This is a genomic window from Pantoea ananatis PA13 (assembly GCF_000233595.1).
Taxonomy (GTDB): domain Bacteria; phylum Pseudomonadota; class Gammaproteobacteria; order Enterobacterales; family Enterobacteriaceae; genus Pantoea; species Pantoea ananatis.
In genome coordinates this window covers 4,070,603-4,092,837 of the sequence record NC_017554.1, presented here as the reverse complement: position 1 = coordinate 4,092,837, position 22,235 = coordinate 4,070,603, and the positions used below count along the sequence as shown (strand labels likewise).

Genomic DNA, 22,235 nt, shown 5'->3' with positions numbered 1-22,235 from the left:
GCTTCGCTGTGCCGATGGCGGGCGGTTCCTGTGCTCTCAGCAACGGCCTGCTGCTGAGAGGATAAGGATGCCGCTGCGCCCGGCACGTCGAACAAATCAGGGTCATCATCATTAAACACAGTTCTGTTCACTGAGCCTGCTGTCAGGCCAGTTTACCCACGGCCGCTGCAATTTCAGGTAACGCCGCACGCGCAAACAACTCTTCAAAATCAGGCAGGCGACCGAGAATGTCACGGTTGCAGGCATCCTGATACATGATCCAGCCGTAAGTGGCCAGGCTGTCCATTGAGCGGATATTACGTTGCGTCAGTGCCGCTTTGTAATCGGACATGCGTTTTGAACCGATCAGGCTGGCCAACTCGCTGTCGCTATAGCTTTCAATCGCTGCTCGCGCATGGCGTTGCAGCTTACTCACCAGTGAAAAGTCTTCGGTCATCAGCAGATTCCGCACGGCTTTTTCCACGGCGGCGTCTTCAACCGGCGTGCCTTTCGGCAGCTTGCTGAGTGCCAACTGCTGGGCAAAGCTCAGTACGGTGTAGTTATTCAGTAAAACAAACATTTCCTGCGTATCTGTCGCGCCATAAGCCGGAACCGCGCCGTCGGCAATGGTCTTGCCTTCGCGCCAGGCGGCTTTAAACTTGGCAACCTGATGGCCTGCCAGCGCCGTTGACAGCTCTTCCAGCAGATCCTTGCGGGACTTGGCCTTCAGAATTTCACCGCCATCCTGGTAAAGCAGCAGGGAACGCGGCATAACGTAGACAAAGTGCTGACATTCGGTTTCCCAGTGCTCCAGCAGCCAGGCGGCACGCGGAGACTGCGTGGCCTCCAGGTGCCAGTTCAGCATGGTGAGAACCGCCTGCTTATGAATCTGTGCCAGCTCATCCGGGTCAGCGATTGAGCCAAACAGAACGGAGTCGCCCGCCGCATGGCTCGCCAGTGAACCATAGGGATCGTACTGATAAGCAAAGCCGCCGCTCATGCCGTTACCGAAGCCTTTACCAAAGGTGCCCAGGTTTAACACTGCGCCGTTGGTCATGTATTCGCAGCAAAAGTCACCGACGCCTTCCACCACCGCAGTGGCACCGGAGTTACGCACCGCGAAGCGATCGCCGGCCTGGCCCTGAACGAACAGACGGCCGCCGGTGGCGCCAAACAGAGCGAAGTTACCGATCAGAACGTTGCCATCGCTGTCCTGCGCGCCGCCGCCCGGTGAGAGCACGACCAGTTCGCCGCCGCACTGACCTTTGCCGACGCCATCGTTACAGGTTCCACGATGTTTCATCAGCATGCCGTCATTGCAGAAGGCCCCGAAGGACTGACCGGCAGAGCCGGTCGTGGTGATTTCTACGCTGGCAGGTGCCAGATAGCGACGACCGCGATCGTCACGTAGCACGGCCGGCATTGCCTGAATCTGTGCAGCCGTCAGGGTGTGATTCAGCATGCGCTCAATATCGATAGCTAACTGGCCGCCCACGCTTTTATTGCGGTTGTTGAGTACAACATCCTTACCCAGTTGCAGAGAGGTTTTACCCTGATCGACCAGTTGCTGGCTCAGTTCTTCAACCCAGCGGTCATCCAGTTCAAAATCTTTCTCCAGATAAACTGGCTTAGCAATCTTCAGCTCGGGCACCACGGTCAGCATGGCACGCAGGTCCAGCTTACCGACTTCCAACGGGTGATCCATCAGATGAAGCAGATCGGCGCGGCCACGGGCTTCACGCAGGGAACGCAGGCCCATACGCGCCAGAATCTCACGCACTTCATGCGCCACGTTCAGGAAGTACTGTGCCAGCTGGCGCGGATCGCCATCAAAGGCTTCGGCGTTAGTGGTTAATCCCGCCGGGCATTTAACGTTACAGTTCTTCGCCATCACGCACTTCAGCATCATCAGCGCGGTGGTACCAAACTCAAAGCTGTCGCCGCCCAGCAGTGCGGATTTCACCACGTCGCTGCCGGTTTGCTGTGCGCCTGAGCAACGCAGCAGAACTTTGTCGCGCAGGCCGTTTGCACACAGGGCCTGGTGAACTTCGGCGATACCGATTTCGGCAACGCGACCGGTATATTTCAGGCTGGTCACCGAGGCGGCGCCTGTACCACCCGTGTTACCGGCAACGTTAATCACGTCAGCACCGGCTTTCGCCACGCCCACGGCGATGGTGCCAATACCTTCAGATGACACCAGCTTCACAATGACGCGCACGCGGGCCGCTTTACAGTCGTGAATCAGCTGCGCCAGATCTTCGATAGAGTAGGTATCGTGGTGCGGCGGCGGGGAAACCAGCTCAACGCCTGGCGTGCCGCCGCGCGCGGCGGCGATCTCTACGGTAACTTTTGCCGCCGGAAGCTGACCGCCTTCTCCGGGCTTGGCGCCCTGGCCGATTTTGATCTCAAGCTCTTCCAGCATCGGATCGGCCAGGTAGGCCGCCCAGACGCCAAAGCGGCCTGACGCCAGCTGTTTGATACGTGAAGCGCGAATGGTGCCGTGACGGGAGTAGTGCTCACCGCCTTCTCCACAGTTACTCATGCCCCCGACCATGTTGGTGCCATGCGCAACGGCTTCATGCGCCGGTGCGACCAGCGCACCGTGACTCATCGCGCCAGACGCGAAAGTGCGGGTAATTTCGCTCGCGGGCTGAATATCGCTCAACGGCAGCGACGGCAGCGCCGTGAAAATACGTGACAGGTAGTCCGCTGCTTTGCCGCTGGCGGTGACTTTCAGGCCGCCAGCAACCACTTCTGCGGTTTCAATCTCGTCGTTAAAACGGGCTTTCAGCGCACGTGACAGGTTGAGCAGGCGTTCACTTTCTGGTTTCAGTCCGGCAATGGCATCGGTCAGACGCAGCATAAAGGCATTCTGGCTGCCCTCAATGGCGTCACAGACCAGGCCGCGGGTGGCAAAACCATTGTTAGTCAGCGAGTAGCGACCCAGCTTACGCCGGAATTCGGCCTCACTGTCGATGTGGGTAAGATCTGCCGGGAAGGCCAGAATATCGCGCAGCGCGGCTGGGCGGCGTTTGCGCTCTTCGTACATCAGGCTGGAGAACTGACGATAATCGGCCGTAATGGCAAAATCATTCATCACCTCATCCGGGATGCGCTCAAAGCTGCTGTCTTTAAACGTCTCCGGCTTGATGCCAAAGGCATTGTCCAGACGGGCCAGCGTCATCAGACGAATAAAGTTATCCTCTTCACGCGCTTTGTCCGCGAAGCGAATCGGCTCTTCCGTCATATCAATAAAGGTGCGTACGGCAATGGTGCCGTAAGAGTGGCCTGCGCCCTCTGCACGTTCTTTAAACAGGCCTAACAGCGGCACTTCGGACTCGCCCTGAATTTTCAGTGCGCTCTGATGCCAGTCCACCGCCATCTGAGCGATGGTTGCGAAGCCCGCGCCGCCCACAGGCGTTTTGATGTTTGGAAAATACTTTCTCAGTACCGGGTCATCGGTATTCAGGAAGTTAGGCTCGAAGAACTCTCCGCTACTGTAGCTCTCAACGGTACACAGCCCCACTTTACCCATGGTTTTCATCAGGGCTTTTTCGGCCGCTTTAGCGTAGCGTTTAAAGGCTTTGTTGCCTTCTTCGCCTTCACCAAATTTTTCCTCAGCACGCATTTGCACGCCGAGCGGATAAACGGCTGACGCGCCAAAGCCCAGCGTAGCCGCAATATGGTGAGAAGAGATGATCTGTCCGCTCTCCACCACCAGCGACACATCCAGGCGTAAACCTTCCTGTACCAGACGCTGGTTAACGGCAGAAATGACCAGCAGCATGGGCAATGCGGCCTGGGTAGAAGAGATATGGCGATCGGTCAGTACGGCAATGCCGCCCTCTGAGCGGGCAAAATCCACCACCTGCTGTGCCAGATCGTCAATCGCTTTTTCCAGCGCGCTGGCGTTCGCTGTGCGGCTCAGCAGATCTTTGCCGGTGACCGGCTCGTAAAGCATTTCGAAGCGAGCGTAAGGGGCCACGTTCTGCTCGCGCAGCTGCAGCATGTCCAGATGGGTCAGAATCGGGGTTGGCACAATGATCTGCCGACCTTTACTGCGGCCCAGATGCGGTTTAGCGCCCAGCGCCACGCGCAGCGTCATGCCATCCGCTTCGCGAATGGAGTCCAGTGGTGGATTGGTCACCTGGGCAAAGCGCTGCGAGAAGTAGTGCGCCATGCCGCCTTCATGATCGGAGAGGCCGTTAATCGCATTGCCGTAACCCATCGCAGAGATTTTCTCGGCGCCGGTGTTCAGCATCGGATCCATCATGAACTTAAAGCTTTCCTGGTTGTAGTAGTACGCCACGAAGCGCTGATAGGTTTTCAGATCGCCGCGATAGCGCAGGGGAGAACCCTGTTGTTCAGCAGGAATAACCGGCAGCTCTCGTAAATCGACACGCGACTTGCCGAGCAATGCCGCATAGTCTTTTTCAGCAGCCAGCTTCTCCAGCGCCTGGTGCGTGGTGTAACTGCGCTTTTCGCGATGGTCAAAATACAGCATGCCGCCGGCTTCAATACGGCCACGGCGCAGCACGCTTTCAGGGGGAAAGGCAATTTGTCCCGCTTCAGACATGGCACCGATGTATTCCGCCGTTTCGATTGAACGCAGCGGGCGCAGCCCCAGGCGATCAAGACGAGCACCGATTACCTCGCCGTTACCAAAAATTAAGGCGGCCGGGCCATCGTTTTTCTCTTCATAAAGCGAAAAGTATTCCAGCATGTCACGCACGGCAGGGGAGAGCGCGGTATCGTTTTCCCAGGCAGGCGGCATCATCGACACCACCGCGGTGATCAGGTCCAGATCGTCTTCCATCAGGCGGCTGTGAATGCTCTGATCCAGTCGCGAACTGTCTGACTGGCCTTTCGGACGCACAATAGTTTTGCCACGGGCGGAAGCCAACGCAGATTCGGCGATGCGGTTTTTACGATCGGTATTCAGCTCACCGTTGTGGGCCATCAACCGGAAAGGCTGTGCCATGGTGGTGTGCGGATCGGTATTCGTTGAGAAGCGAGTATGGAAAAACAGTCCGCGTACGTGATGATCGGGATCGGTCAGATCTTTGAAGTAAGGGATCACTTCATTCGAATTCAGGCGCGCTTTAAAGACCTGGGTGCGCGACGACAATGACAGTGGATATAACCCGCCAAATTCGGTTTGGGTAAAGGCTTGTGCCTCGATCGTCAGCAGGGCGCGATAAATCAGTTTTTCGAAATCGATCTGATTGCTGATGTCCTGAGGTGCGGCAAAAATCCACTGCACAATGGGAAGCTGAAACTGCATGGCAGCCGGGCGCGTGACGCTGTTATCCAGCGGCATTTCACGCTTCAGGATAACCGGCAGATTAAAGCGATTTAGCGTCTCTTCGACTAAACGTTCGGCATTGGCGCGCAGTTCCGTGTCTTTCGGCACGAAGAAGTTACCTACACCAAAGCGTCCGGCCTCAAGCGCCTGACCGGTAATTTTACGGAAAAAATGCAGGGAAAGATCGACGTTAACCCCGGCGCCATCGCCCACGCCTTCGGCGGACATACCGCCACGGTGCGGAACCGTACAGAGTGCGCTGTGCGCCATGCGCAGAATTTCATGAGTCTGCTCGCCGTCCTTACGGGTAATGAAACCTACACCACAGCTGTCACTTCCTGCTGCTGGGTCATATAAGCCATAGGAATCAGGTTTTTTACTGGACATTGAGGGTCTCCTTAAAACTGCTTTAGACATTACCTGCATTGTTTCAGGCACTGAGTTCAACTGCACACTTCCCAGCGCAAATTCTTTCATTTCCGCGCCTGACAGCCTGCGCGATTGGGTTTTACGCACTTTTCATCGCCAGGAGAAAGGTCCCTTGAGGCGTTGCGCTTGATTTTTCCGTTCTCGAAAGGAGATGACTCAAACCATGTGGGCGTCATGTTGCATAGATATGCCGTGACACGTATCCATCATGAAAGCTTTCAGCGGAATTCCAACTTATCGGGAAAGCGAATCGAGGTCAAATAGTGATACTGACACAGTTTAATCCCGTCTTTGTATCCTTAACTGAATGAATTTATTATTTTTTCATGTCTAAAATGTGTCAGTTTGCCATTCAGGTATAGGGTATGAAATGTGAACTGTATCACTGTGCAGAAGGCGTGAAATCACTGAAGTATGCTGGCGATAAGGGACTAAACAGCATCAAATGCTGCTGCAGGCAGTGTAAGCACAGGATGTATCTGTTTTTCTTATAGCACCAAATTTGAATGAATAAGGGCATCATGATTAGCAAAATTAATCACGTCAGGTTGCTTAAAACTGCAATTTATATGAATGAGTATGCATGAAAAGCATGGCGTCGCGATAACAGGAGGTTATTTGGCGAAAAAGCAGAGGCAGGAATAGCCCGCCTTGCAAAAAGGCGGCCTTACAGATTCATTGAGTTAGCACAATTAGTCAAGGGTTTTAGCATTAAGGAGCTGAACGTCGGAGAAGAGACCGTGTTTTGCACCATATAAGTGCATCCGCGCGGCGATCTTACCTTATGCACTGCGACGACAGCGAAATAAATACGCTATCATGTGGCTGTTCTCATCCAGGGAGTGTTTATGAAACAGATTCGCCTGCTGGCGCAATATTATGTTGATTTAATGGTCAAGCTTGGCCTGGTACGTTTCTCGCTGCTGCTGGCCTCCGCGCTGGTCGTGCTGGCGATGATTGTGCAGATGGCGGTCACCATGGTACTGCGTGGCCACGTCGAAAGTATCGATATGGTGCGTTCGGTCTTTTTTGGCCTCTTAATCACGCCCTGGGCGGTCTACTTCCTTTCTGTGGTGGTTGACCAGCTGGAAGAGTCTCGTCAGCGTCTGGCAAGGCTGGTGGATAAGCTGGAAGAGATGCGCACGCGCGATCTCGAACTAAATCAACAGATGAAAGAGACCATCTCACAGCTTAATAATGAAATCGCCGATCGTAAAAAAGCTGAGGAAGCACGTGAGCAGGTGATGGCGAAGCTGCGTGAAGAGGTGGCGCGCCGCGAGCAGGCGCAAATTGAGCTGGAGCAACAGTCTTCCTTTCTGCGTTCGTTCCTGGATGCCTCACCGGATCTGGTCTTTTACCGCAATATCGATAAACAGTTTTCGGGCTGTAACCGGGCCATGGAGCTGTTAACCGGCAAAAGCGAAAAACAGCTTATTGGTCTGACGCCTCGCGACATCTATGACAACGATACGGCCACCAAGGTGCTGGAGACAGACGAAAAAGTCTTCCGGCATAACGTCTCGCTGACCTATGAGCAGTGGCTGCAGTATCCCGATGGCCGTAAAGCCTGTTTTGAGATCCGCAAAGTGCCCTATTATGACCGCGTGGGTAAGCGCAGTGGGCTGATGGGCTTCGGACGCGATATTACCGAGCGTAAACGCTATCAGGACGCGCTGGAGAGTGCCAGCCGCGAGAAGACCACCTTTATCTCAACGATCAGCCACGAGCTTCGTACGCCGCTTAACGGCATTGTCGGGCTCAGTCGCATCTTGCTAGATACCGATCTGAACCAGGAGCAGCTTAAGTACCTGAAAACGATCCACGTTTCCGCGATTACGTTGGGCAACATTTTCAATGACGTCATTGAAGTCGATAAGATCGAACGCCGCAAGGTTCAGCTGGATAACCAGCCGGTCGACTTCACCAGTTTCCTGGCCGATCTGGAAAACCTCTCAGGCCTGCTGGCACAGCCTAAAGGGTTGAAGTTTGTCATGGCGCCACAACTCCCACTGCCGCATAAGATCTCAACTGATGGCACGCGCCTGCGGCAGATTCTGTGGAATCTGATTGGTAACGCGGTGAAATTCACCCAGCAGGGAGAGATCGTCGTACGCGTCGCGTACGAGCAGGATGAAACGCTGCGCTTTGAGGTTCAGGACTCAGGGCAGGGGATTCGGCAGGAAGAGCAGGATAAAATTTTTGCGATGTATTATCAGGTTACCGATCAACACGGCGGGAAGCCGGCGACCGGAACCGGTATTGGTCTGGCAGTGTCACGCCGCCTGGCACAGGCCATGGGCGGGGATATCAGCGTAAACAGCGCACCGGGGCAGGGCTCCTGCTTTACCGTTGTGATAAAAGCGCCACGCATTGCAGAAGAAGTGGAAGATGAAGGCGTGGACGACCCGCTTCCGCTCCCGGCTTTGCACGTCCTGCTGGTGGAAGATATCGAGCTGAATGTCGTTGTTGCACGCTCGGTACTGGAAAAACTCGGATGCAGCGTAGAAGTGGCGATGACCGGCAAGGCGGCACTGGAGATGTTCGATCCGCTTGAGTTTGATCTGGTGCTGTTAGATATCCAACTGCCGGACATGACCGGGATGGATGTGTCACGCGCCATCCGTCAGCAACATCCAGACGCAAACCTGCCGCCGTTGGTTGCGTTAACGGCCAACGTGCTGAAAGACAAAAAAGAGTACTTCGACGCTGGCATGGACGACGTGCTTAGTAAGCCCCTTGCCGTGCCCGCGTTAACGGCCATCATTAAAAAGTTTTGGGACTATCAGTCTGAGAGCGATGCGCAGCCGGCCAGGTTCGTGAATAACAGTAAAACCGATGCAATACTGGATGTTCCTATGCTCGAACAATATCTGGATCTGGTGGGGCCGAAGCTGATTACGCAAAGCCTGACTATGTTTGAACAGATGATGCCGGGTTATCTTGAGGTGCTGGATTCCAACATGATGGCGCGTGACCAAAAAGGCATTGCGGAGGAAGGACATAAAATCAAGGGTGCAGCAGGCTCGGTTGGGTTACAGCATCTTCAGCAGGTGGCAAAGCAGATTCAAAGCCCTGAACTACCGGCATGGTGGGACAACGTGGGCGAATGGGTCGAAGAACTGAAGCGTGAATGGCAACACGATGTGCAGGTACTGCGCGAGTGGGTTGCTGAAAAACAGCGTTGATACAAAAAAATGACCCCAGCCGAAGCCGGGGTGCGCTAATACTGCGCCAACACCAGGGAAAAAGACGCTGCTGCTATGCTTAATGTTATTCATGCAACAGCGGGGTATTGGTTAACACTTGCAACACCTTAGCAAATTCAAATTACTTTGTGACAAGATTCATTAAAATTTGTGATGTTGAACCGCGTTTAAATACAGGAAACATTAATTCGACAACATAGTCAAGCAATGAATCAATTTTACCGTCGTATTGGTTGTTTTTTAATCAAACCTACTGTTTTTTGTACGGGCTTAAGCCAAATTTGTTAACAAAACCTGTGTTGCGCGCGGTAACCAAAATTTTTTGCCGTAGCTTGCGAGTAAAATAGATATAAACTTATGATAATAAAGAATAATGAAGAAAACAGGTCGATCGGACCCAAAACGTTTCGGGTCACCGGATCTTATCTCATCATCAAAAGGTTTTGCCGATAGAAAGTCTTTTATAATTCGGCAAAAACATAGAGTTAAAATAACGCTGTGTGACAAATAAATCCCTTAGCAAGGTCACTGAGTGAACATTTTATCAGCAGGTGCCGTGAGGGCTTTTTACAGTCCGCAGAATTATATATAAGTTTTGTGAAACATTGAGGTATGGGATTGTCACAAAATGGTATCATCTTTTTAGAAAGGTGGGCGCATTACAAAAAAGATGGAACCGATTCCTTACGCGTGGAAGTAATTGAACTCATTCAAACTATTGTTGCATTCAGAATGCATTTTCATTGTTTTGTTATAAACGTTGCACAATGTAGCAGCGCATTTGTCAGTAAAAAAGTGTACGCCGGGCAGTGGTCACGCCTGAAATTAATTAACGCATAAAAATCTTGAGACGAGCGCATGAGTAAGCATAAAGGGAACCTGTGGCGGCGCGTGAAGCCTGTAGTGATGCGCATTGTGTTTATTTGGCTGGGGCTGTGGCTGGCGGGCATTCTGCTCTTTTCGTTCATTCCTGTCCCCTTTTCAGCCGTGATGGCAGAACGTCAGGTAGGTGCCTGGTTCAGGGGCGATTTTGGCTACGTCTCTCATTCGGACTGGGTAGGAGCAGATGAAATTTCACCCTGGATGAAACTGGCCGTCATCGCTTCTGAAGATCAACACTTCCCCGACCATTGGGGGTTTGACGTAGCGGCAATCCGGTCCGTACTGGACGACAGTGACAGCCGGATGCGTGGAGCATCCACGCTGTCACAGCAAACGGCAAAAAATCTGTTTTTGTGGGATGGCCGGAGTTGGGTGCGTAAAGGACTGGAGGCGGGATTAACCGTCGGGCTGGAAACCGTATGGACCAAACGGAGGATCCTGACGGTTTATCTGAATATCGCGGAGTTTGGCAAAGGCACGTTCGGGGTAGAGGCGGCTTCACGCCGCTTCTTTCATAAACCTGCCAGCCGATTAACCCTGTCCGAAGCGGCGCTGCTGGCTGCTGTCTTGCCTAATCCGCTGCGCTTCCGCGCAGACGCACCTTCAGGCTATGTCCGTCAACGCCAGCAGTGGATCCTGCGCCAGATGCGTCAGCTGGGTGGCGAAGGCTTCCTGCAGCGCAATCACCTGAACTGACGTTAGTCTTCGTCGAATCCGGCTTCAAACAGTTCAATGACGGCGGCCAGGGCTTCCGTTTCCTGTGGACCGCTGGCTTCGATCTCAATATGACCGCCTTTGGCCGAATCCAGCATCAGCAACGCTATAACGCTGCTGGCTTCGGCCTCTGTTCCGCTCTCGTTACGCAACAGCACTTCGGCATCGAAACTCTGCACCAGTTCAAACAGCTTCATAGCAGGACGTGCATGCATGCCGAGCTTATTTCTGATTTCCACGGTTTGCTTAACGGTCATGATTTACGTTTTTCCAGCGTGCGATGACGAGACTGTACATTTTTACCCCGGGAGCGGAAATAGTCAGCCAGCTGTTCGGCAATATACACGGAGCGATGTTTGCCGCCAGTACAGCCAATTGCCACGGTAAGATAGCTACGGTTGTTGGTTTCCAGCATCGGCAACCAGAGTTCCAGATAGCTACGCGTCTGATATATGAAGTTATGGACTTCAGTATGACGATCGAGGAACGCGGCCACGGGCCTGTCCAGACCGGTCATGGGACGTAATTTAGGATCCCAGTGCGGGTTAGGCAAAAAGCGCACATCGAAAACGTAATCTGCATCAATGGGAATGCCGTGCTTGAAGCCAAACGATTCGAACACCATTGTCAGCTCACGCTCACGTTTACCCAGCAAGCGGGTACGCAGCATCTCCGCCAGTTCGTGTACCGACATCTCTGAAGTATCAATAATCAGATCGGCACGGGAACGCAGCGGCTCAAGCAGGTCGCTCTCTTCGTCAATCGCGCTTTCCAGCGACAGATTCTTGCTGGATAACGGATGCAGACGGCGCGTATCACTGTAACGGCGGATCAACGTGTTGCGATCGGCATCAAGAAACAGCAACTGCGGTGAGAATGCTGAAGGCAAGCTGCTGAGCGCCGTCTCAAAAATCTCAGGAGATTCGGGCATATTGCGTACGTCAATACTCACGGCCGCAGAGATATTGCGCTCGACCAGTGATTCAGCCAGTTGAGGCAACAGCACCACTGGCAGGTTATCAACGCAGTAAAAACCCATGTCTTCCAGCGCGCGAAGCGCCACTGACTTTCCCGAGCCTGACCGACCGCTGACGATCATCAGCACCATGACCTTCTCTCCCGTTTTAAAGCCGGCTTACGCCGGTAAATCACGCGCTTTATTGCTCTGTTTGTGCTTCGGTAATAATCGCATACAGTTCTTCATCGCTCTGCGCGGCACGCAGGCGGCGGCAAACCGTTTTATCCGCCAGTCGTTTTGCCACTAACGACAGCGTATGTAAATGGGTTTTACACTGGTCAGCCGGCACCAGTAGCGCAAAAAGCAGATCGACAGGCTGGTTATCCACGGCATCAAAAGCGATGGGTTGCTCCAGGCTGATAAAGACGCCCACGGCCCGTAAAGTATCTTCCTCCAGCTTGCCGTGAGGGATCGCGATACCGTTACCGATACCGGTGCTCCCCATGCGCTCACGGGTTAGGATCGCCTCAAACAGCGTTTGATGCGGCAGGTTGAGCTGCTTAGCGGCCAGTTCGCTGATAATCTCCAGCGCCCGTTTTTTGCTTTGGCAGTGTACGCTACTGCGGGTGCAGTCTGGCGAAAGCACCGTGCTCAGTTCCAGTGTTAAATCATTGTTCATTGTCGTTTCACTTGCGAGTTCACATAGCCATCAACCCGGTACGTAAAAATCACGTCGCGGAATAATGGCGCTGGCACAGATGACAAAACGGGGCGGTTAATCCGCCCCATCCTTTCAGCTTTGCGCGCCGGGCGCGCCTGCCAGCGTGAAGGTTAGTGTTTTTTTAGCTTGTCTTTATATTTGGTCAGTTGACGGGTCAACTTGTCAATCAATCCGTCAATTGCCGCATACATATCTTCCGCTTCAGATGTGGCGTGCAGCTCGCCACCGTTGACGTGCAGGGTTGCATCAGCAATCTGCGTCACCTTCTCAACTTTCAGGACAACATACACCTGATTGATATGATCAAAGTAATGTTCCAGTTTGGCAAATTTCGTTGTCACGAACTCACGCAGGGGTTCGGTGATTTCAACATTTTGCCCGGTAAGGTTCAGCTGCATAGGTCTTCCTTCTCATTTCTGTCAAACCAGCTGTTTACGCTGATTTGAAGGCGGTATGGACAAAGACTCGCGGTACTTAGCGACGGTTCGACGTGCCACTATTATCCCTTGATCAGATAACATGGAGGTCAGTTTACTGTCACTCAAGGGCTTGGCGGGGTTTTCCGCCGAGATTAATTTTTTCACCAGCGCACGAATAGCGGTAGATGACGCTTCTCCGCCACCTTCAGTATTAACATGACTGGAGAAAAAATACTTCAGTTCAAAAATGCCTCGTGGGCTGTGAAGGTATTTTTGCGTAGTCACGCGGGAAATCGTCGATTCATGCATGTCCACCGCCTGGGCAATATCGGCCAGCACCATAGGACGCATAAACTCTTCACCCTGGTCAAAAAAGGCCTGCTGCTGTTCCACAATACAGCGGGAGACTTTTAACAATGTCTCGTTACGGCTTTCAAGGCTTTTAATCAGCCAGCGGGCTTCCTGCAAATTACTGCGGATAAACTGACTGTCGCTGTCGTTGCGTCCGGCTCCGCCCATGGCGGCATATTGCTGGTTTATCTTCAACCTGGGCAGGCTGTCGGTATTCAGTTCGACCGTCCAGCGCGTCGTCACTTTACGTACCAGCACATCGGGAATCACGTATTCGGGTTCACCGGTGTTAATCGACTGACCCGGGCGCGGATCGAGCGACTGAATCAGCAGCATCGCCTCTTTCAGTACGTCTTCTTTCAGACGCGTTACGCGCATCAGGCTGCGGAAATCGTGGTTCGCCAGCAAATCGAGATGGCTGCTGACGATCAATTTTGCTTCCGCCAGCATCGGCGTTTCAGGCGCATACTGCGACAGCTGCACCAGCAGGCAGTCGCGCAAATCACGCGCGCCGACGCCGACAGGATCGAAACGCTGAACGCGCTTTAACACGGCTTCGACTTCGTCGATTTCCAGCTCGTCGTTACCGATACTGTCGAGAATCTCTTCAAGTGAAACGGTAAGATAACCGGTGTCATCAATGGCATCGACGATAGAGGTCGCAATGGCACGGTCGTTATCGCTGAAGGGCGTTAACTCGACCTGCCACATAAGATAGTCCTGCAGTGACTGTGTGGTTTCGCCCTGATAAATCGGCAGCTCGTCATCCTGATAATCGGTACCGGTTCCTGAAGGCGTGCCTGCGGTGTAAATCTCGTCCCACGTGGCGTCAAGCGGCAGCTCTTCAGGCATATCCTTTTGTTCCAGCGCTTCTCGGGTATCCAGTCCCGCTTCGCCTTCCTGATACTCTTTCGCGTCTATTTCATCGTGCAGATCGGTTTGCTCAAGCAGGGGATTGCTTTCCAGCGCCAGCTGTAACTCTTGCTGGAGTTCGAGCGTAGAGAGCTGCAGCAGACGTATCGCCTGCTGCAGTTGTGGGGTCATCGCCAGTTGTTGGCTGAGCCTGAGTTGCAAACCTTGCTTCATAGACAGGATGGATATTCCCGGGTAAACATCAGTATTAACGACACCTTATCAGAGTCTGAACTCTTCACCCAAATAAACCCGTTTAACTTGCTCATCTGCAAGGACTTCATTCGGCGTACCGTGCGCAATCAGGTTTCCCTGACTGACGATATAGGCGCGTTCACAGACCGCCAGCGTTTCACGCACGTTGTGGTCGGTGATGAGAACACCAAGGCCACTGTCACGCAGGTGTTCAATGATTTTTTTGATGTCGATAACGGAAATCGGGTCGACCCCGGCAAAGGGTTCATCCAGCAGGATAAATTTCGGATTCGCTGCCAGCGCACGCGCAATTTCTACGCGACGGCGCTCACCACCCGACAGCGATTGCCCCATATTGTCGCGCAGATGAGCAATGTGAAACTCTTCCATTAGCTCGTTAGCCCGATCCTGTCGCTGCTCTTCGGTTAAGTCATCACGAATTTGCAGGACCGCCATCAGGTTGTCGTAAACGCTCAGGCGACGAAAGATTGAGGCTTCCTGCGGCAGATAGCCAATGCCGCGGCGCGCACGCGCATGAAGCGGCAGGATGCTGATATCTTCGTCATCAATAATGATGCGTCCCGCATCGCGCGGAACAATGCCCACCACCATGTAAAAGGTGGTCGTTTTACCCGCACCGTTTGGACCCAACAGCCCGACGATTTCACCGGACTTTACCTGCAGGCTGACGTCTTCAACCACGCGGCGGCCTTTATAAGCCTTTGCCAGGTTTTCTGCGATTAATGTGGCCATAGTGATCAGTTACTCTTTTTTTCGCTGTTGGTTGACGCGGGCTTATCCTGCAACTGCGACGGCACCAGCACGGTCGTTACGCGCTTGCTCTGGCCCTGGCTGTAAGCCTGCATTTTTTGCTCTTTTACCAGATAGGTGATGCGGTCGCCTTTGATGTTGCTGTCCAGTTGCTCAATGTAGGCGTTGCCGGTCAGCTCAACAAAGTCATTGGCAAGCTCATAATGCAGTTTGGACGCATGACCCTGAACCGGTTTGCCGTTGTCCTGCATCTGGTAAAAGGTGGCAGGGTTACCGTAAGCATCAACGATGGTTTTTTTACTGTCACCGCCCGGACGCGTGACCACCACTTTATCCGCAGTAATTTTGATCGATCCCTGGGTGACAATAACATTACCGGTGAAGGTCGCGACATTGCCTTGCAGATCCAGAGACTGATTCTCAGAGTCGATATTGACGGGTTTGTCCGAGTCACCGGTCAGCGCCAGAGCAGGCAGGCTGGTTGCAAGCAGCATACTGGCCAGTAAAAACTTAATGCGGTTTTTGTTCATTTTGAATTTCATAAGAAGTTTTGACCTTTTCGATTAACTCGGCGTTCTTTGTCCGTAAATTACCGCGCATTTTCATACCGGTAGAGTTAAAACTGCGGCCATATAACGTCACCTGGTCGTCAGAGGCGACGTCCTGCGTGACAAGATTGACCTGAGCGTTATCCGTTTTAATTCTCTCAAGCTCAGAATCTGGAGCCAGAGCATTCAGCTCAACATGGCCGTACAGATACAGCATACGATCTTTGGTAAGCTTTGCTTTATCTGAACGTACCGTCCAGGTCGGCATTTTATTTTCGTCATAGGTAGTCATCACCGGATTATCAAACCAGCTTATTCCGCTGTCTTCGTAATAGGTGACTTTGTCCGATATCAGCTTATAAGCCAGCCCGCCTTGCGGGTTGTAGACTACGGTATGCGAATTGGCACTAGTGTAGGTTGGCGTTTGATCATTATTCGCTACCGGCGCGCTGTTGTCGCCATCCCGGTTAGTGAAATTCCAGCCAATAAGCACCAGCGCAATCAAGGCCAGACCCAACGTTATCCAACGCCTGCTTTTACTCATACTGATTGCCCTTTGGCATCCTCGAATTTATTTTGCGCCATTAAGATGAGATCGCACAGCTCCCGCACCGCGCCGCGCCCACCGGCAATACGGGTAACGTAGTTCGCGCGCGTCAATAGCAATGGATGGGCATCGGCGACAGCCACGCTTAGCCCGACTTTCGCCATCACTGGCCAGTCAATCAGATCGTCGCCAATATAGGCGACCTGATCGTCAGAGAGCGACAGTGTATCCAGAAGTTCACCATAGGCCAAAAGCTTATCTGATTGCCCCTGATAAAGGTGGCGAATCCCGAGCGTTTTACAGCGGTCTTCCAGTAATTTGGCCGTGCGGCCGGTAATAATAGCTACTTCGACGTCAGAGGTCAGCAGGCAGCGAACGCCATAGCCATCGCGCACGTTAAAGGTTTTCAGCTCTTCGCCGCTGTTCCCCATATAAATCAGGCCATCCGACATCACACCGTCAACGTCGCAGATCAGCAGGCGAATTTTACTGGCGCGCGTCATGACATCTGAACTGACCGGGCCGTAGCACGTTTCTAAAGTGGCATTTTCCGACTGCATTATGTCTTCCTGTTTACACTACGCCAGCGCGCAGCATGTCATGCATATGTACCACACCCAACAGACGGTCGTCATCGGCCACCAGCAGGGAAGTAATGTTTTTGGTTTGCATCAAATTCAGCGCATCCACCGCCAGCACGTTAGGCCGCACGCGAATGCCACCCCGGGTCATGACTTCAGCGATAGTGGCGTGTTGAAAATCAATGCCCATATCAAAGATGCGGCGCAGGTCACCATCGGTAAAGATGCCCTCGATCTTCATCAGATCGTCCACGATAACCGTCAGGCCGAGATTTTTACGGGTAATTTCCAGCAGGGCATCACGCAGGGAAGCATCGCGAGTGACGTGCGGGAGTTCATCCCCGCTGTGCATAATGTCGCTGACGTGTAGCAGCAGCTTCCGGCCCAGCGCACCGCCCGGATGGGACAAGGCAAAGTCTTCTGGCGTAAAGCCGCGGGCTTCCAGCAGGGAAACGGCCAGCGCATCGCCCATGACCAGCGTTGCGGTTGTGCTGGTGGTGGGGGCCAGGCCGAGCGGACAGGCCTCCTGTGGGACTTTCACGCACAGGTGGATATCTGCGGCGCGGGCCATGGCGCTTTCAGGACGGCTTGTCATACAGATCAACGGAATCTTTTGGCGTTTCATTACCGGTATCAGCGCCAAAATCTCACTGGATTCGCCACTGTTAGATATCGCGATGACGACATCGTCTTTACCTACCATGCCAAGATCGCCATGGCTGGCTTCAGCGGGATGCACAAAGAACGCCGGCGTGCCGGTGCTGGCAAAGGTGGCCGCCATTTTTTTCCCGATATGGCCCGACTTGCCCATTCCCATGACCACCACTTTTCCCTGACAGGCATAAATCAGTGCGCAGGCGTCGGCGAAAGCCTCATTAATATATTGATCAAGCTGCTCCAGGCCTTCGCGCTCGATGCGTAATACCGTTTTACCGGCTTTCTGAAAATCAAAATTTACCGTTGGTTGCTGATATGACATGGCGAATCTGTCCTTGTTAGCCGTCCATAAACGCCGGCTGTAGCCACAGCAGCGTTACCCAGACGAAGAAACCACAGAGTAAAAGCGAGCCCGCCGTACGGCCAACCCGGCGGCGACGCAGCAGACAAAGCATGGCGAACAGCACGCTGACACCCAGCATTATCCAGTAATCGCGCGCAAATGCGTGATAGTCTACGCTGCCGGGATGAATCAGGGCCGGCAGACCCAGAACGATAGCCAGATTATAAATATTGGCACCAATCAGATTGCCGATAGCGATATCATCTTCACCTTTCAGCGCGCCCGCGATGACCGTTGCCAGCTCTGGCAGACTGGTGCCGACCGCGATGAGCGTCAGCCCCATGACCAACTCGCTGACGCCAAAGTAATCCGCAAATACGGTCGCGTTATCGATCACCATGTGCGTCGACATGGGCAGGATAATCAGTGCGACGGCCAGCCAGAGAAAGGCGACGGTATTTCCGCTCTCTTCACGCGGCAGTTCGGCTAATTGTTCGCGCGTTAACGTATCGTTATTGTCCTTCTCTGCTTTGCGCGCGATGCGGATGGTCACTATCAGATAAATCGCGGCGATAGCAATCAGTGCAAGGCCATCCAGGCGACTAAGATAGTTATCAAATAACATGATGCCGCTAAGAAGTGAGACCAGCACCATCAGCGGCAGTTCACGGCGTATTAAATTGGAATGGATGCTCAGGGGATGCAGCAAGGCCGCGCCACCGAGAATCAAAAGAATGTTGGTGATGTTTGAGCCAAGCGCGGTGCCCACCGCCAGATCCATCTGTCCGTACTGCGCTGCCGAGAAAGAGAGAATGATCTCCGGGAGCGAGGTGCCGATACTGACGACGGTCATGCCGATGATCAAGGGCGGGATGCCAAAGGATCGACAAAGTATTGCAGCACTAAACACCAGACGATCGGCACCATAAGCCAGTAAAAGCAGTCCGATAATCAGCAGTGCGGTAGCGACGAACATGAAAAATCCTTGCTTAAAACCCCTGTCGGCTCGCCTTCAGGTTCTTTGTGACAAAACAGGCGCTGATTTTGACCTTCTGAGCGGCAAAAGTAAATTTTATGACCGTTTTCGCCAAATCTTTGTATTAAGTTTCTGTAAAGCTATCGTGCGTTTAGCCTTAACAGGCTACCATCGTACCCTATGTTGACGCCCGATCCGTAATAGAGGTGATAATGATCCAACAAAAAACGAACCTGGTTGAGGTTCGTGGCGTGAGTTTTTCACGTGGCGATCGCAAAATTTTCGACGATATTTCGCTGACGGTGCCAAAAGGTAAAGTGACGGCGATTATGGGGCCGTCGGGGATCGGGAAAACAACGCTGCTACGCTTAATCGGCGGGCAACTGCAACCTGATAGCGGTGAGATCTGGTTTCGGGATGAGAACATTCCGACATTGTCGCGCACAAAGTTGTATGAAGCGCGTAAAAAGATGAGCATGTTGTTTCAGTCAGGCGCGCTGTTTACCGACTTAACGGTATACGAAAATGTGGCCTGGCCGCTGCGTGAACATACCCGGCTGCCCGCGCCGATTTTACACAGTACCGTACTGATGAAGCTGGAAGCCGTGGGTCTACGCGGTGCTGCGCAGCTGAAGCCTGCGGAGCTGTCAGGCGGGATGGCCCGCAGGGTTGCGCTGGCGCGCGCAATTGCGCTTGAGCCTGAACTCATTATGTTCGATGAACCCTTTGTAGGGCAGGATCCCATTACCATGGGCGTGCTGGTTAAGCTTATTGATGAACTGAATCATGCGCTGGGCCTGACCTGCATCGTGGTTTCCCACGACGTGCCCGAAGTGTTGAGTATTGCTGATTACGCCTACATTGTGGCAGGACAAAAAATTATTGCGCACGGCACGACGCCAGACCTGCGTGCTAACAACGATCCCCGTGTGCGCCAGTTTATTGACGGCATTGCGGATGGGCCAGTGCCGTTTCGTTTTCCGGCGGGCGACTATTTGGCCGACTTAACCGGCTCAGGGAGAATCTAAGCTGATGTTGTTGAAAGCACTGGCGTCGTTAGGACGCCGGGGAATAGGAACCTGCGCCAGCTTTGGGCGTGCCGGTTTAATGCTTTTTCATGCGCTGGTCGGTAAGCCCGCGTTCCGTAAACACTTTCCGCTGCTGATCAAACAGCTTTACAGCATCGGCGTACTGTCTCTGGTCATCATTGTCGTCTCCGGTCTGTTTATTGGCATGGTGCTGGGCCTCCAGGGCTATCTGGTGTTAACCACCTATGGCGCTGAAACCAGTCTGGGCATGTTGGTGGCGCTGTCGCTGCTGCGTGAACTGGGTCCGGTTGTGACGGCGCTGCTGTTTGCAGGGCGCGCAGGATCGGCCTTAACGGCAGAGATCGGGCTGATGAAAGCCACGGAGCAACTCTCCAGTATGGAGATGATGGCGGTCGATCCCCTGCGCCGTGTCGTTTCGCCGCGCTTTTGGGCGGGTTTTATCAGCATGCCGCTGCTGGCGTTAATCTTTACTGCTGTAGGGATTACGGGCGGAGCGCTGGTAGGCGTGAGCTGGAAAGGGATTGACCCTGGCTTCTTCTGGTCGGCGATGCAAAACGCCGTCGATTTTCGTAGCGATGTGGTCAACTGCATTATTAAAAGCGCTGTGTTTGCCGTCACTGTCACCTGGATTGCATTGTTCAACGGTTACGATGCCATCCCGACCTCTGAAGGGATTAGCCGCGCCACGACGCGCACCGTGGTGCATGCATCACTGGCGGTGCTCGGTTTAGATTTTGTGCTGACAGCACTGATGTTTGGGAATTGATGCGATGCAAAGCAAAAAAAGCGAAATTTGGGTTGGCGTGTTTATGATCATGGCAATGATTGCCGTGTTGTTTCTCTGCCTGCGCGTGGCAGATCTCAAATCTTTAGGTACGGAGCCCACCTGGAAACTGTATGCCACCTTCGATAACATCGGCGGCCTGAAAGCCAGTTCGCCAGTGAAAATTGGCGGCGTGGTGATTGGTCGCGTAACGGACATTTCTCTTGAACCTAAAACGTTACTGCCGCGCGTTACAATGGATATCAGTGATAAATATGCCAACCAGATTCCGGATACCAGTTCGCTGGCGATCCGCACTCAGGGGTTACTGGGCGAGCAGTTTCTGTCGTTAAATATCGGCTTTGACGATCCTGAGCTAGGATCGTCAATGCTGAATGACGGCGGGACGATTCGCGATACCAAGTCGGCGATGGTGCTGGAAGATTTGATTGGCCAGTTCCTGTATAAAAGCGGCGACAATAAAGGCAACAAGCAAACCAGTGACAGTAAGGACGCGCAGGGCGGCGAGATGGCCGCACCGGCAGCAGCGGCTCAACCTTAAATAGAGGGATAACATGATGTTTAAACGTTTTCTGATGATCGCCATGCTGGTGGTCACGCCACTGGCAGCCACCGCGGCCGATCAAAGCAATCCTTATAAACTGATGAACGAAGCGGCTAACAAAACGTTCACCCGTCTCAAGAACGAACAGCCGAAAATTAAGCAGGATCCAAACTATCTGCGTGAGATCGTTCGTCAGGAGCTCCTGCCTTACGTGCAAATCAAATATGCCGGTGCATTAGTGCTGGGCCGTTTCTACCGCGATGCCACACCAGCACAGCGTGAAGCTTACTTCAAAGCCTTTGGCGACTATCTGGCTCAGGCTTATGGCCAGGCACTGGCCCTGTATCACGGTCAGACCTATCAGATTGAACCTGAGAAGCCGATTGGCAACACCAATATTGTGGCTATCCGCGTGACCATTATCGATCCTCAGGGCCGTCCGCCTGTACGCCTCGACTTCCAGTGGCGTAAGAACAGCCAGACCGGCAACTGGCAGGCTTTCGATATGATCGCGGAAGGCGTGAGCATGATCACCACCAAACAGAATGAGTGGGGCGATCTGCTGCGTACCAAGGGGATCGATGCGCTGACCGCTCAGCTGGAAGCCTCAGCGAAACAGCCTATCACCCTGGATCAAAACAAATAATGCAGGCATCACTGCACTGGTCACGCGAGGCAAACACGCTGCGGCTGGAAGGCGAGCTGGATCGTGACACGCTGCTGAGTCTGTGGGAGCAGCGTGAAGCGCTGGTTAACGCGGTCGAACTGATCGATGTTTCCGCCCTGCAAAGGGTGGATTCATCGGGACTTGCGCTGCTGGTTCACCTGCGGGAGATTACCTCGCAGCAGGGAGGCTCGCTGCGCTTTGTGGGAATCGGCGACAAATTGCAGTCGTTGATCACCCTTTACAACCTGCAACAAATTATTGTTTCTGCGGATTAAAGCGCCTGAACTGGCCTTTCTCGTCAAAGCCCCGGTCCCGTACAGGGGCTTTTGCGTATTTAAGAATCAGGCACTTTCCTCTACTATGTCAGCCTTATTATTATTAAGTGAAGTTAAGAGCAATGGAAAACAGTGAGATTCAGGCCGTGCTGATGGCAGCGCTGCCCTTAGATGAAGTTCATGTCATGAGCAATGATGGCAGCCATTTCCAGGTTATCGCCGTGGGTGAGCTGTTTGGTGAGTTAAGCCGCGTGAAGAAGCAGCAGGCTGTCTATGCGCCGCTGATGGAATTTATTGCGGACAACCGTATTCATGCCGTCTCCATCAAAACTTACACGCCTGCAGAGTGGGCGCGTGACCGTAAACTCAACGGTTTTTGATTCCCTCCGGGGCTGCTCGCCTGAGCGTGACCGTTTTAT

The 22,235-nt window shown here is 53.2% G+C and carries 19 protein-coding genes and 1 pseudogene; 8 read left to right on the top strand and 12 right to left on the bottom strand.

Annotated features, from left to right (window positions below; all coding sequences use genetic code 11):
• Positions 1-142 precede the first annotated feature (142 nt).
• A complete protein-coding gene (locus tag PAGR_RS19295; RefSeq protein ID WP_014606757.1) occupies positions 143-5,674 on the bottom strand; it encodes a glutamate synthase-related protein in 5,532 nt (1,843 codons plus the stop codon).
• Positions 5,675-6,564: 890 nt separating this feature from the next.
• Here PAGR_RS19295 and arcB point away from each other — a divergent pair.
• Together arcB and mtgA are read left to right on the top strand one after the other, a co-directional pair.
• Positions 6,565-8,984 (top strand): annotated as a pseudogene (gene arcB, locus PAGR_RS19290) (aerobic respiration two-component sensor histidine kinase ArcB).
• Positions 8,985-9,780: 796 nt separating this feature from the next.
• Entirely contained in the window at positions 9,781-10,500 is a 720-nt protein-coding gene (gene mtgA / locus PAGR_RS19280; protein WP_013024318.1) for a monofunctional biosynthetic peptidoglycan transglycosylase, read from the top strand.
• A gap of 2 nt (positions 10,501-10,502) precedes the next feature.
• On the opposite strand, the gene npr is transcribed toward mtgA, so the two are convergent.
• From npr to PAGR_RS19225, 11 genes are all read right to left on the bottom strand, one after another.
• Positions 10,503-10,775, bottom strand: a complete 273-nt coding sequence (npr, locus tag PAGR_RS19275; protein WP_013024319.1) for a PTS phosphocarrier protein NPr — start codon at positions 10,773-10,775, stop codon at positions 10,503-10,505.
• The gene (gene rapZ / locus PAGR_RS19270; RefSeq protein ID WP_013024320.1) at positions 10,772-11,626 is read right to left on the bottom strand and encodes an RNase adapter RapZ; all 855 of its coding nucleotides are present in this window, start codon (positions 11,624-11,626) and stop codon (positions 10,772-10,774) included. Before rapZ ends, npr begins: the two co-directional genes overlap by 4 nt.
• Positions 11,627-11,675: 49 nt before the next feature.
• Positions 11,676-12,155 (bottom strand): PTS IIA-like nitrogen regulatory protein PtsN, encoded by a 480-nt coding sequence (gene ptsN / locus PAGR_RS19265; RefSeq protein ID WP_013024321.1) that lies wholly within the window; start codon positions 12,153-12,155, stop codon positions 11,676-11,678.
• A 152-nt stretch (positions 12,156-12,307) separates the two neighbouring features.
• Positions 12,308-12,595: a ribosome hibernation promoting factor gene (gene hpf, locus PAGR_RS19260; protein ID WP_013024322.1), complete on the bottom strand. Its 288-nt coding sequence runs from the start codon at positions 12,593-12,595 to the stop codon at positions 12,308-12,310.
• Between the two features lie 21 nt (positions 12,596-12,616).
• A complete protein-coding gene (rpoN, locus tag PAGR_RS19255; RefSeq protein WP_013024323.1) occupies positions 12,617-14,053 on the bottom strand; it encodes an RNA polymerase factor sigma-54 in 1,437 nt (478 codons plus the stop codon).
• A gap of 48 nt (positions 14,054-14,101) precedes the next feature.
• Positions 14,102-14,827 (bottom strand): LPS export ABC transporter ATP-binding protein, encoded by a 726-nt coding sequence (gene lptB / locus PAGR_RS19250; protein WP_013024324.1) that lies wholly within the window; start codon positions 14,825-14,827, stop codon positions 14,102-14,104.
• Between the two features lie 5 nt (positions 14,828-14,832).
• Positions 14,833-15,387, bottom strand: a complete 555-nt coding sequence (lptA, locus tag PAGR_RS19245; RefSeq protein WP_014606756.1) for a lipopolysaccharide ABC transporter substrate-binding protein LptA — start codon at positions 15,385-15,387, stop codon at positions 14,833-14,835.
• A complete protein-coding gene (lptC, locus tag PAGR_RS19240; protein ID WP_014606755.1) occupies positions 15,356-15,937 on the bottom strand; it encodes an LPS export ABC transporter periplasmic protein LptC in 582 nt (193 codons plus the stop codon). Before lptC ends, lptA begins: the two co-directional genes overlap by 32 nt.
• Entirely contained in the window at positions 15,934-16,500 is a 567-nt protein-coding gene (kdsC, locus tag PAGR_RS19235) for a 3-deoxy-manno-octulosonate-8-phosphatase KdsC (RefSeq protein ID WP_013024327.1), read from the bottom strand. The genes lptC and kdsC overlap by 4 nt, the downstream gene beginning before the upstream one ends.
• A gap of 13 nt (positions 16,501-16,513) precedes the next feature.
• The gene (gene kdsD / locus PAGR_RS19230) at positions 16,514-17,500 is read right to left on the bottom strand and encodes an arabinose-5-phosphate isomerase KdsD (protein WP_013024328.1); all 987 of its coding nucleotides are present in this window, start codon (positions 17,498-17,500) and stop codon (positions 16,514-16,516) included.
• Positions 17,501-17,516: 16 nt separating this feature from the next.
• Positions 17,517-18,497 (bottom strand): calcium/sodium antiporter, encoded by a 981-nt coding sequence (locus PAGR_RS19225; protein ID WP_013024329.1) that lies wholly within the window; start codon positions 18,495-18,497, stop codon positions 17,517-17,519.
• A gap of 212 nt (positions 18,498-18,709) precedes the next feature.
• Here PAGR_RS19225 and mlaF point away from each other — a divergent pair, with 212 nt between their 5' ends.
• The 6 genes from mlaF to ibaG all read left to right on the top strand — a co-directional run bounded on the left by mlaF (position 18,710) and on the right by ibaG (position 22,196).
• Complete coding sequence (gene mlaF, locus PAGR_RS19220) at positions 18,710-19,525, top strand: phospholipid ABC transporter ATP-binding protein MlaF (protein ID WP_014595153.1); 816 nt, start codon at positions 18,710-18,712, stop codon at positions 19,523-19,525.
• Positions 19,526-19,529: 4 nt separating this feature from the next.
• Complete coding sequence (mlaE, locus tag PAGR_RS19215; RefSeq protein WP_013024331.1) at positions 19,530-20,312, top strand: lipid asymmetry maintenance ABC transporter permease subunit MlaE; 783 nt, start codon at positions 19,530-19,532, stop codon at positions 20,310-20,312.
• Positions 20,313-20,316: 4 nt separating this feature from the next.
• Positions 20,317-20,871: an outer membrane lipid asymmetry maintenance protein MlaD gene (gene mlaD / locus PAGR_RS19210; protein WP_014595154.1), complete on the top strand. Its 555-nt coding sequence runs from the start codon at positions 20,317-20,319 to the stop codon at positions 20,869-20,871.
• 16 nt (positions 20,872-20,887) lie between these two features.
• Positions 20,888-21,520 (top strand): phospholipid-binding protein MlaC, encoded by a 633-nt coding sequence (gene mlaC / locus PAGR_RS19205; protein WP_024472197.1) that lies wholly within the window; start codon positions 20,888-20,890, stop codon positions 21,518-21,520.
• Positions 21,520-21,816: a lipid asymmetry maintenance protein MlaB gene (gene mlaB, locus PAGR_RS19200; protein WP_013024334.1), complete on the top strand. Its 297-nt coding sequence runs from the start codon at positions 21,520-21,522 to the stop codon at positions 21,814-21,816. The genes mlaC and mlaB overlap by 1 nt, the downstream gene beginning before the upstream one ends.
• 122 nt (positions 21,817-21,938) lie before the next feature.
• Positions 21,939-22,196: a BolA family iron metabolism protein IbaG gene (gene ibaG / locus PAGR_RS19195; protein WP_010251880.1), complete on the top strand. Its 258-nt coding sequence runs from the start codon at positions 21,939-21,941 to the stop codon at positions 22,194-22,196.
• Positions 22,197-22,235: the final 39 nt, after the last annotated feature.

Excerpts from the sequence above, each read along its gene's own strand:
- mlaF (WP_014595153.1), top strand. The coding sequence starts at position 18,710 with ATGATCCAACAAAAAACGAACCTGGTTGAGGTTCGTGGCGTGAGTTTT.
- lptB (WP_013024324.1), bottom strand. The coding sequence starts at position 14,827 with ATGGCCACATTAATCGCAGAAAACCTGGCAAAGGCTTATAAAGGCCGC.
- ibaG (WP_010251880.1), top strand. The coding sequence starts at position 21,939 with ATGGAAAACAGTGAGATTCAGGCCGTGCTGATGGCAGCGCTGCCCTTA.
- kdsC (WP_013024327.1), bottom strand. The coding sequence starts at position 16,500 with ATGCAGTCGGAAAATGCCACTTTAGAAACGTGCTACGGCCCGGTCAGT.
- hpf (WP_013024322.1), bottom strand. The coding sequence starts at position 12,595 with ATGCAGCTGAACCTTACCGGGCAAAATGTTGAAATCACCGAACCCCTG.
- mlaB (WP_013024334.1), top strand. The coding sequence starts at position 21,520 with ATGCAGGCATCACTGCACTGGTCACGCGAGGCAAACACGCTGCGGCTG.
- lptC (WP_014606755.1), bottom strand. The coding sequence starts at position 15,937 with ATGAGTAAAAGCAGGCGTTGGATAACGTTGGGTCTGGCCTTGATTGCG.
- mlaD (WP_014595154.1), top strand. The coding sequence starts at position 20,317 with ATGCAAAGCAAAAAAAGCGAAATTTGGGTTGGCGTGTTTATGATCATG.
- kdsD (WP_013024328.1), bottom strand. The coding sequence starts at position 17,500 with ATGTCATATCAGCAACCAACGGTAAATTTTGATTTTCAGAAAGCCGGT.
- mlaC (WP_024472197.1), top strand. The coding sequence starts at position 20,888 with ATGTTTAAACGTTTTCTGATGATCGCCATGCTGGTGGTCACGCCACTG.
- mlaE (WP_013024331.1), top strand. The coding sequence starts at position 19,530 with ATGTTGTTGAAAGCACTGGCGTCGTTAGGACGCCGGGGAATAGGAACC.
- rapZ (WP_013024320.1), bottom strand. The coding sequence starts at position 11,626 with ATGGTGCTGATGATCGTCAGCGGTCGGTCAGGCTCGGGAAAGTCAGTG.
- mtgA (WP_013024318.1), top strand. The coding sequence starts at position 9,781 with ATGAGTAAGCATAAAGGGAACCTGTGGCGGCGCGTGAAGCCTGTAGTG.
- npr (WP_013024319.1), bottom strand. The coding sequence starts at position 10,775 with ATGACCGTTAAGCAAACCGTGGAAATCAGAAATAAGCTCGGCATGCAT.
- PAGR_RS19295 (WP_014606757.1), bottom strand. The coding sequence starts at position 5,674 with ATGTCCAGTAAAAAACCTGATTCCTATGGCTTATATGACCCAGCAGCA.
- PAGR_RS19225 (WP_013024329.1), bottom strand. The coding sequence starts at position 18,497 with ATGTTCGTCGCTACCGCACTGCTGATTATCGGACTGCTTTTACTGGCT.
- lptA (WP_014606756.1), bottom strand. The coding sequence starts at position 15,387 with ATGAAATTCAAAATGAACAAAAACCGCATTAAGTTTTTACTGGCCAGT.
- ptsN (WP_013024321.1), bottom strand. The coding sequence starts at position 12,155 with ATGAACAATGATTTAACACTGGAACTGAGCACGGTGCTTTCGCCAGAC.
- rpoN (WP_013024323.1), bottom strand. The coding sequence starts at position 14,053 with ATGAAGCAAGGTTTGCAACTCAGGCTCAGCCAACAACTGGCGATGACC.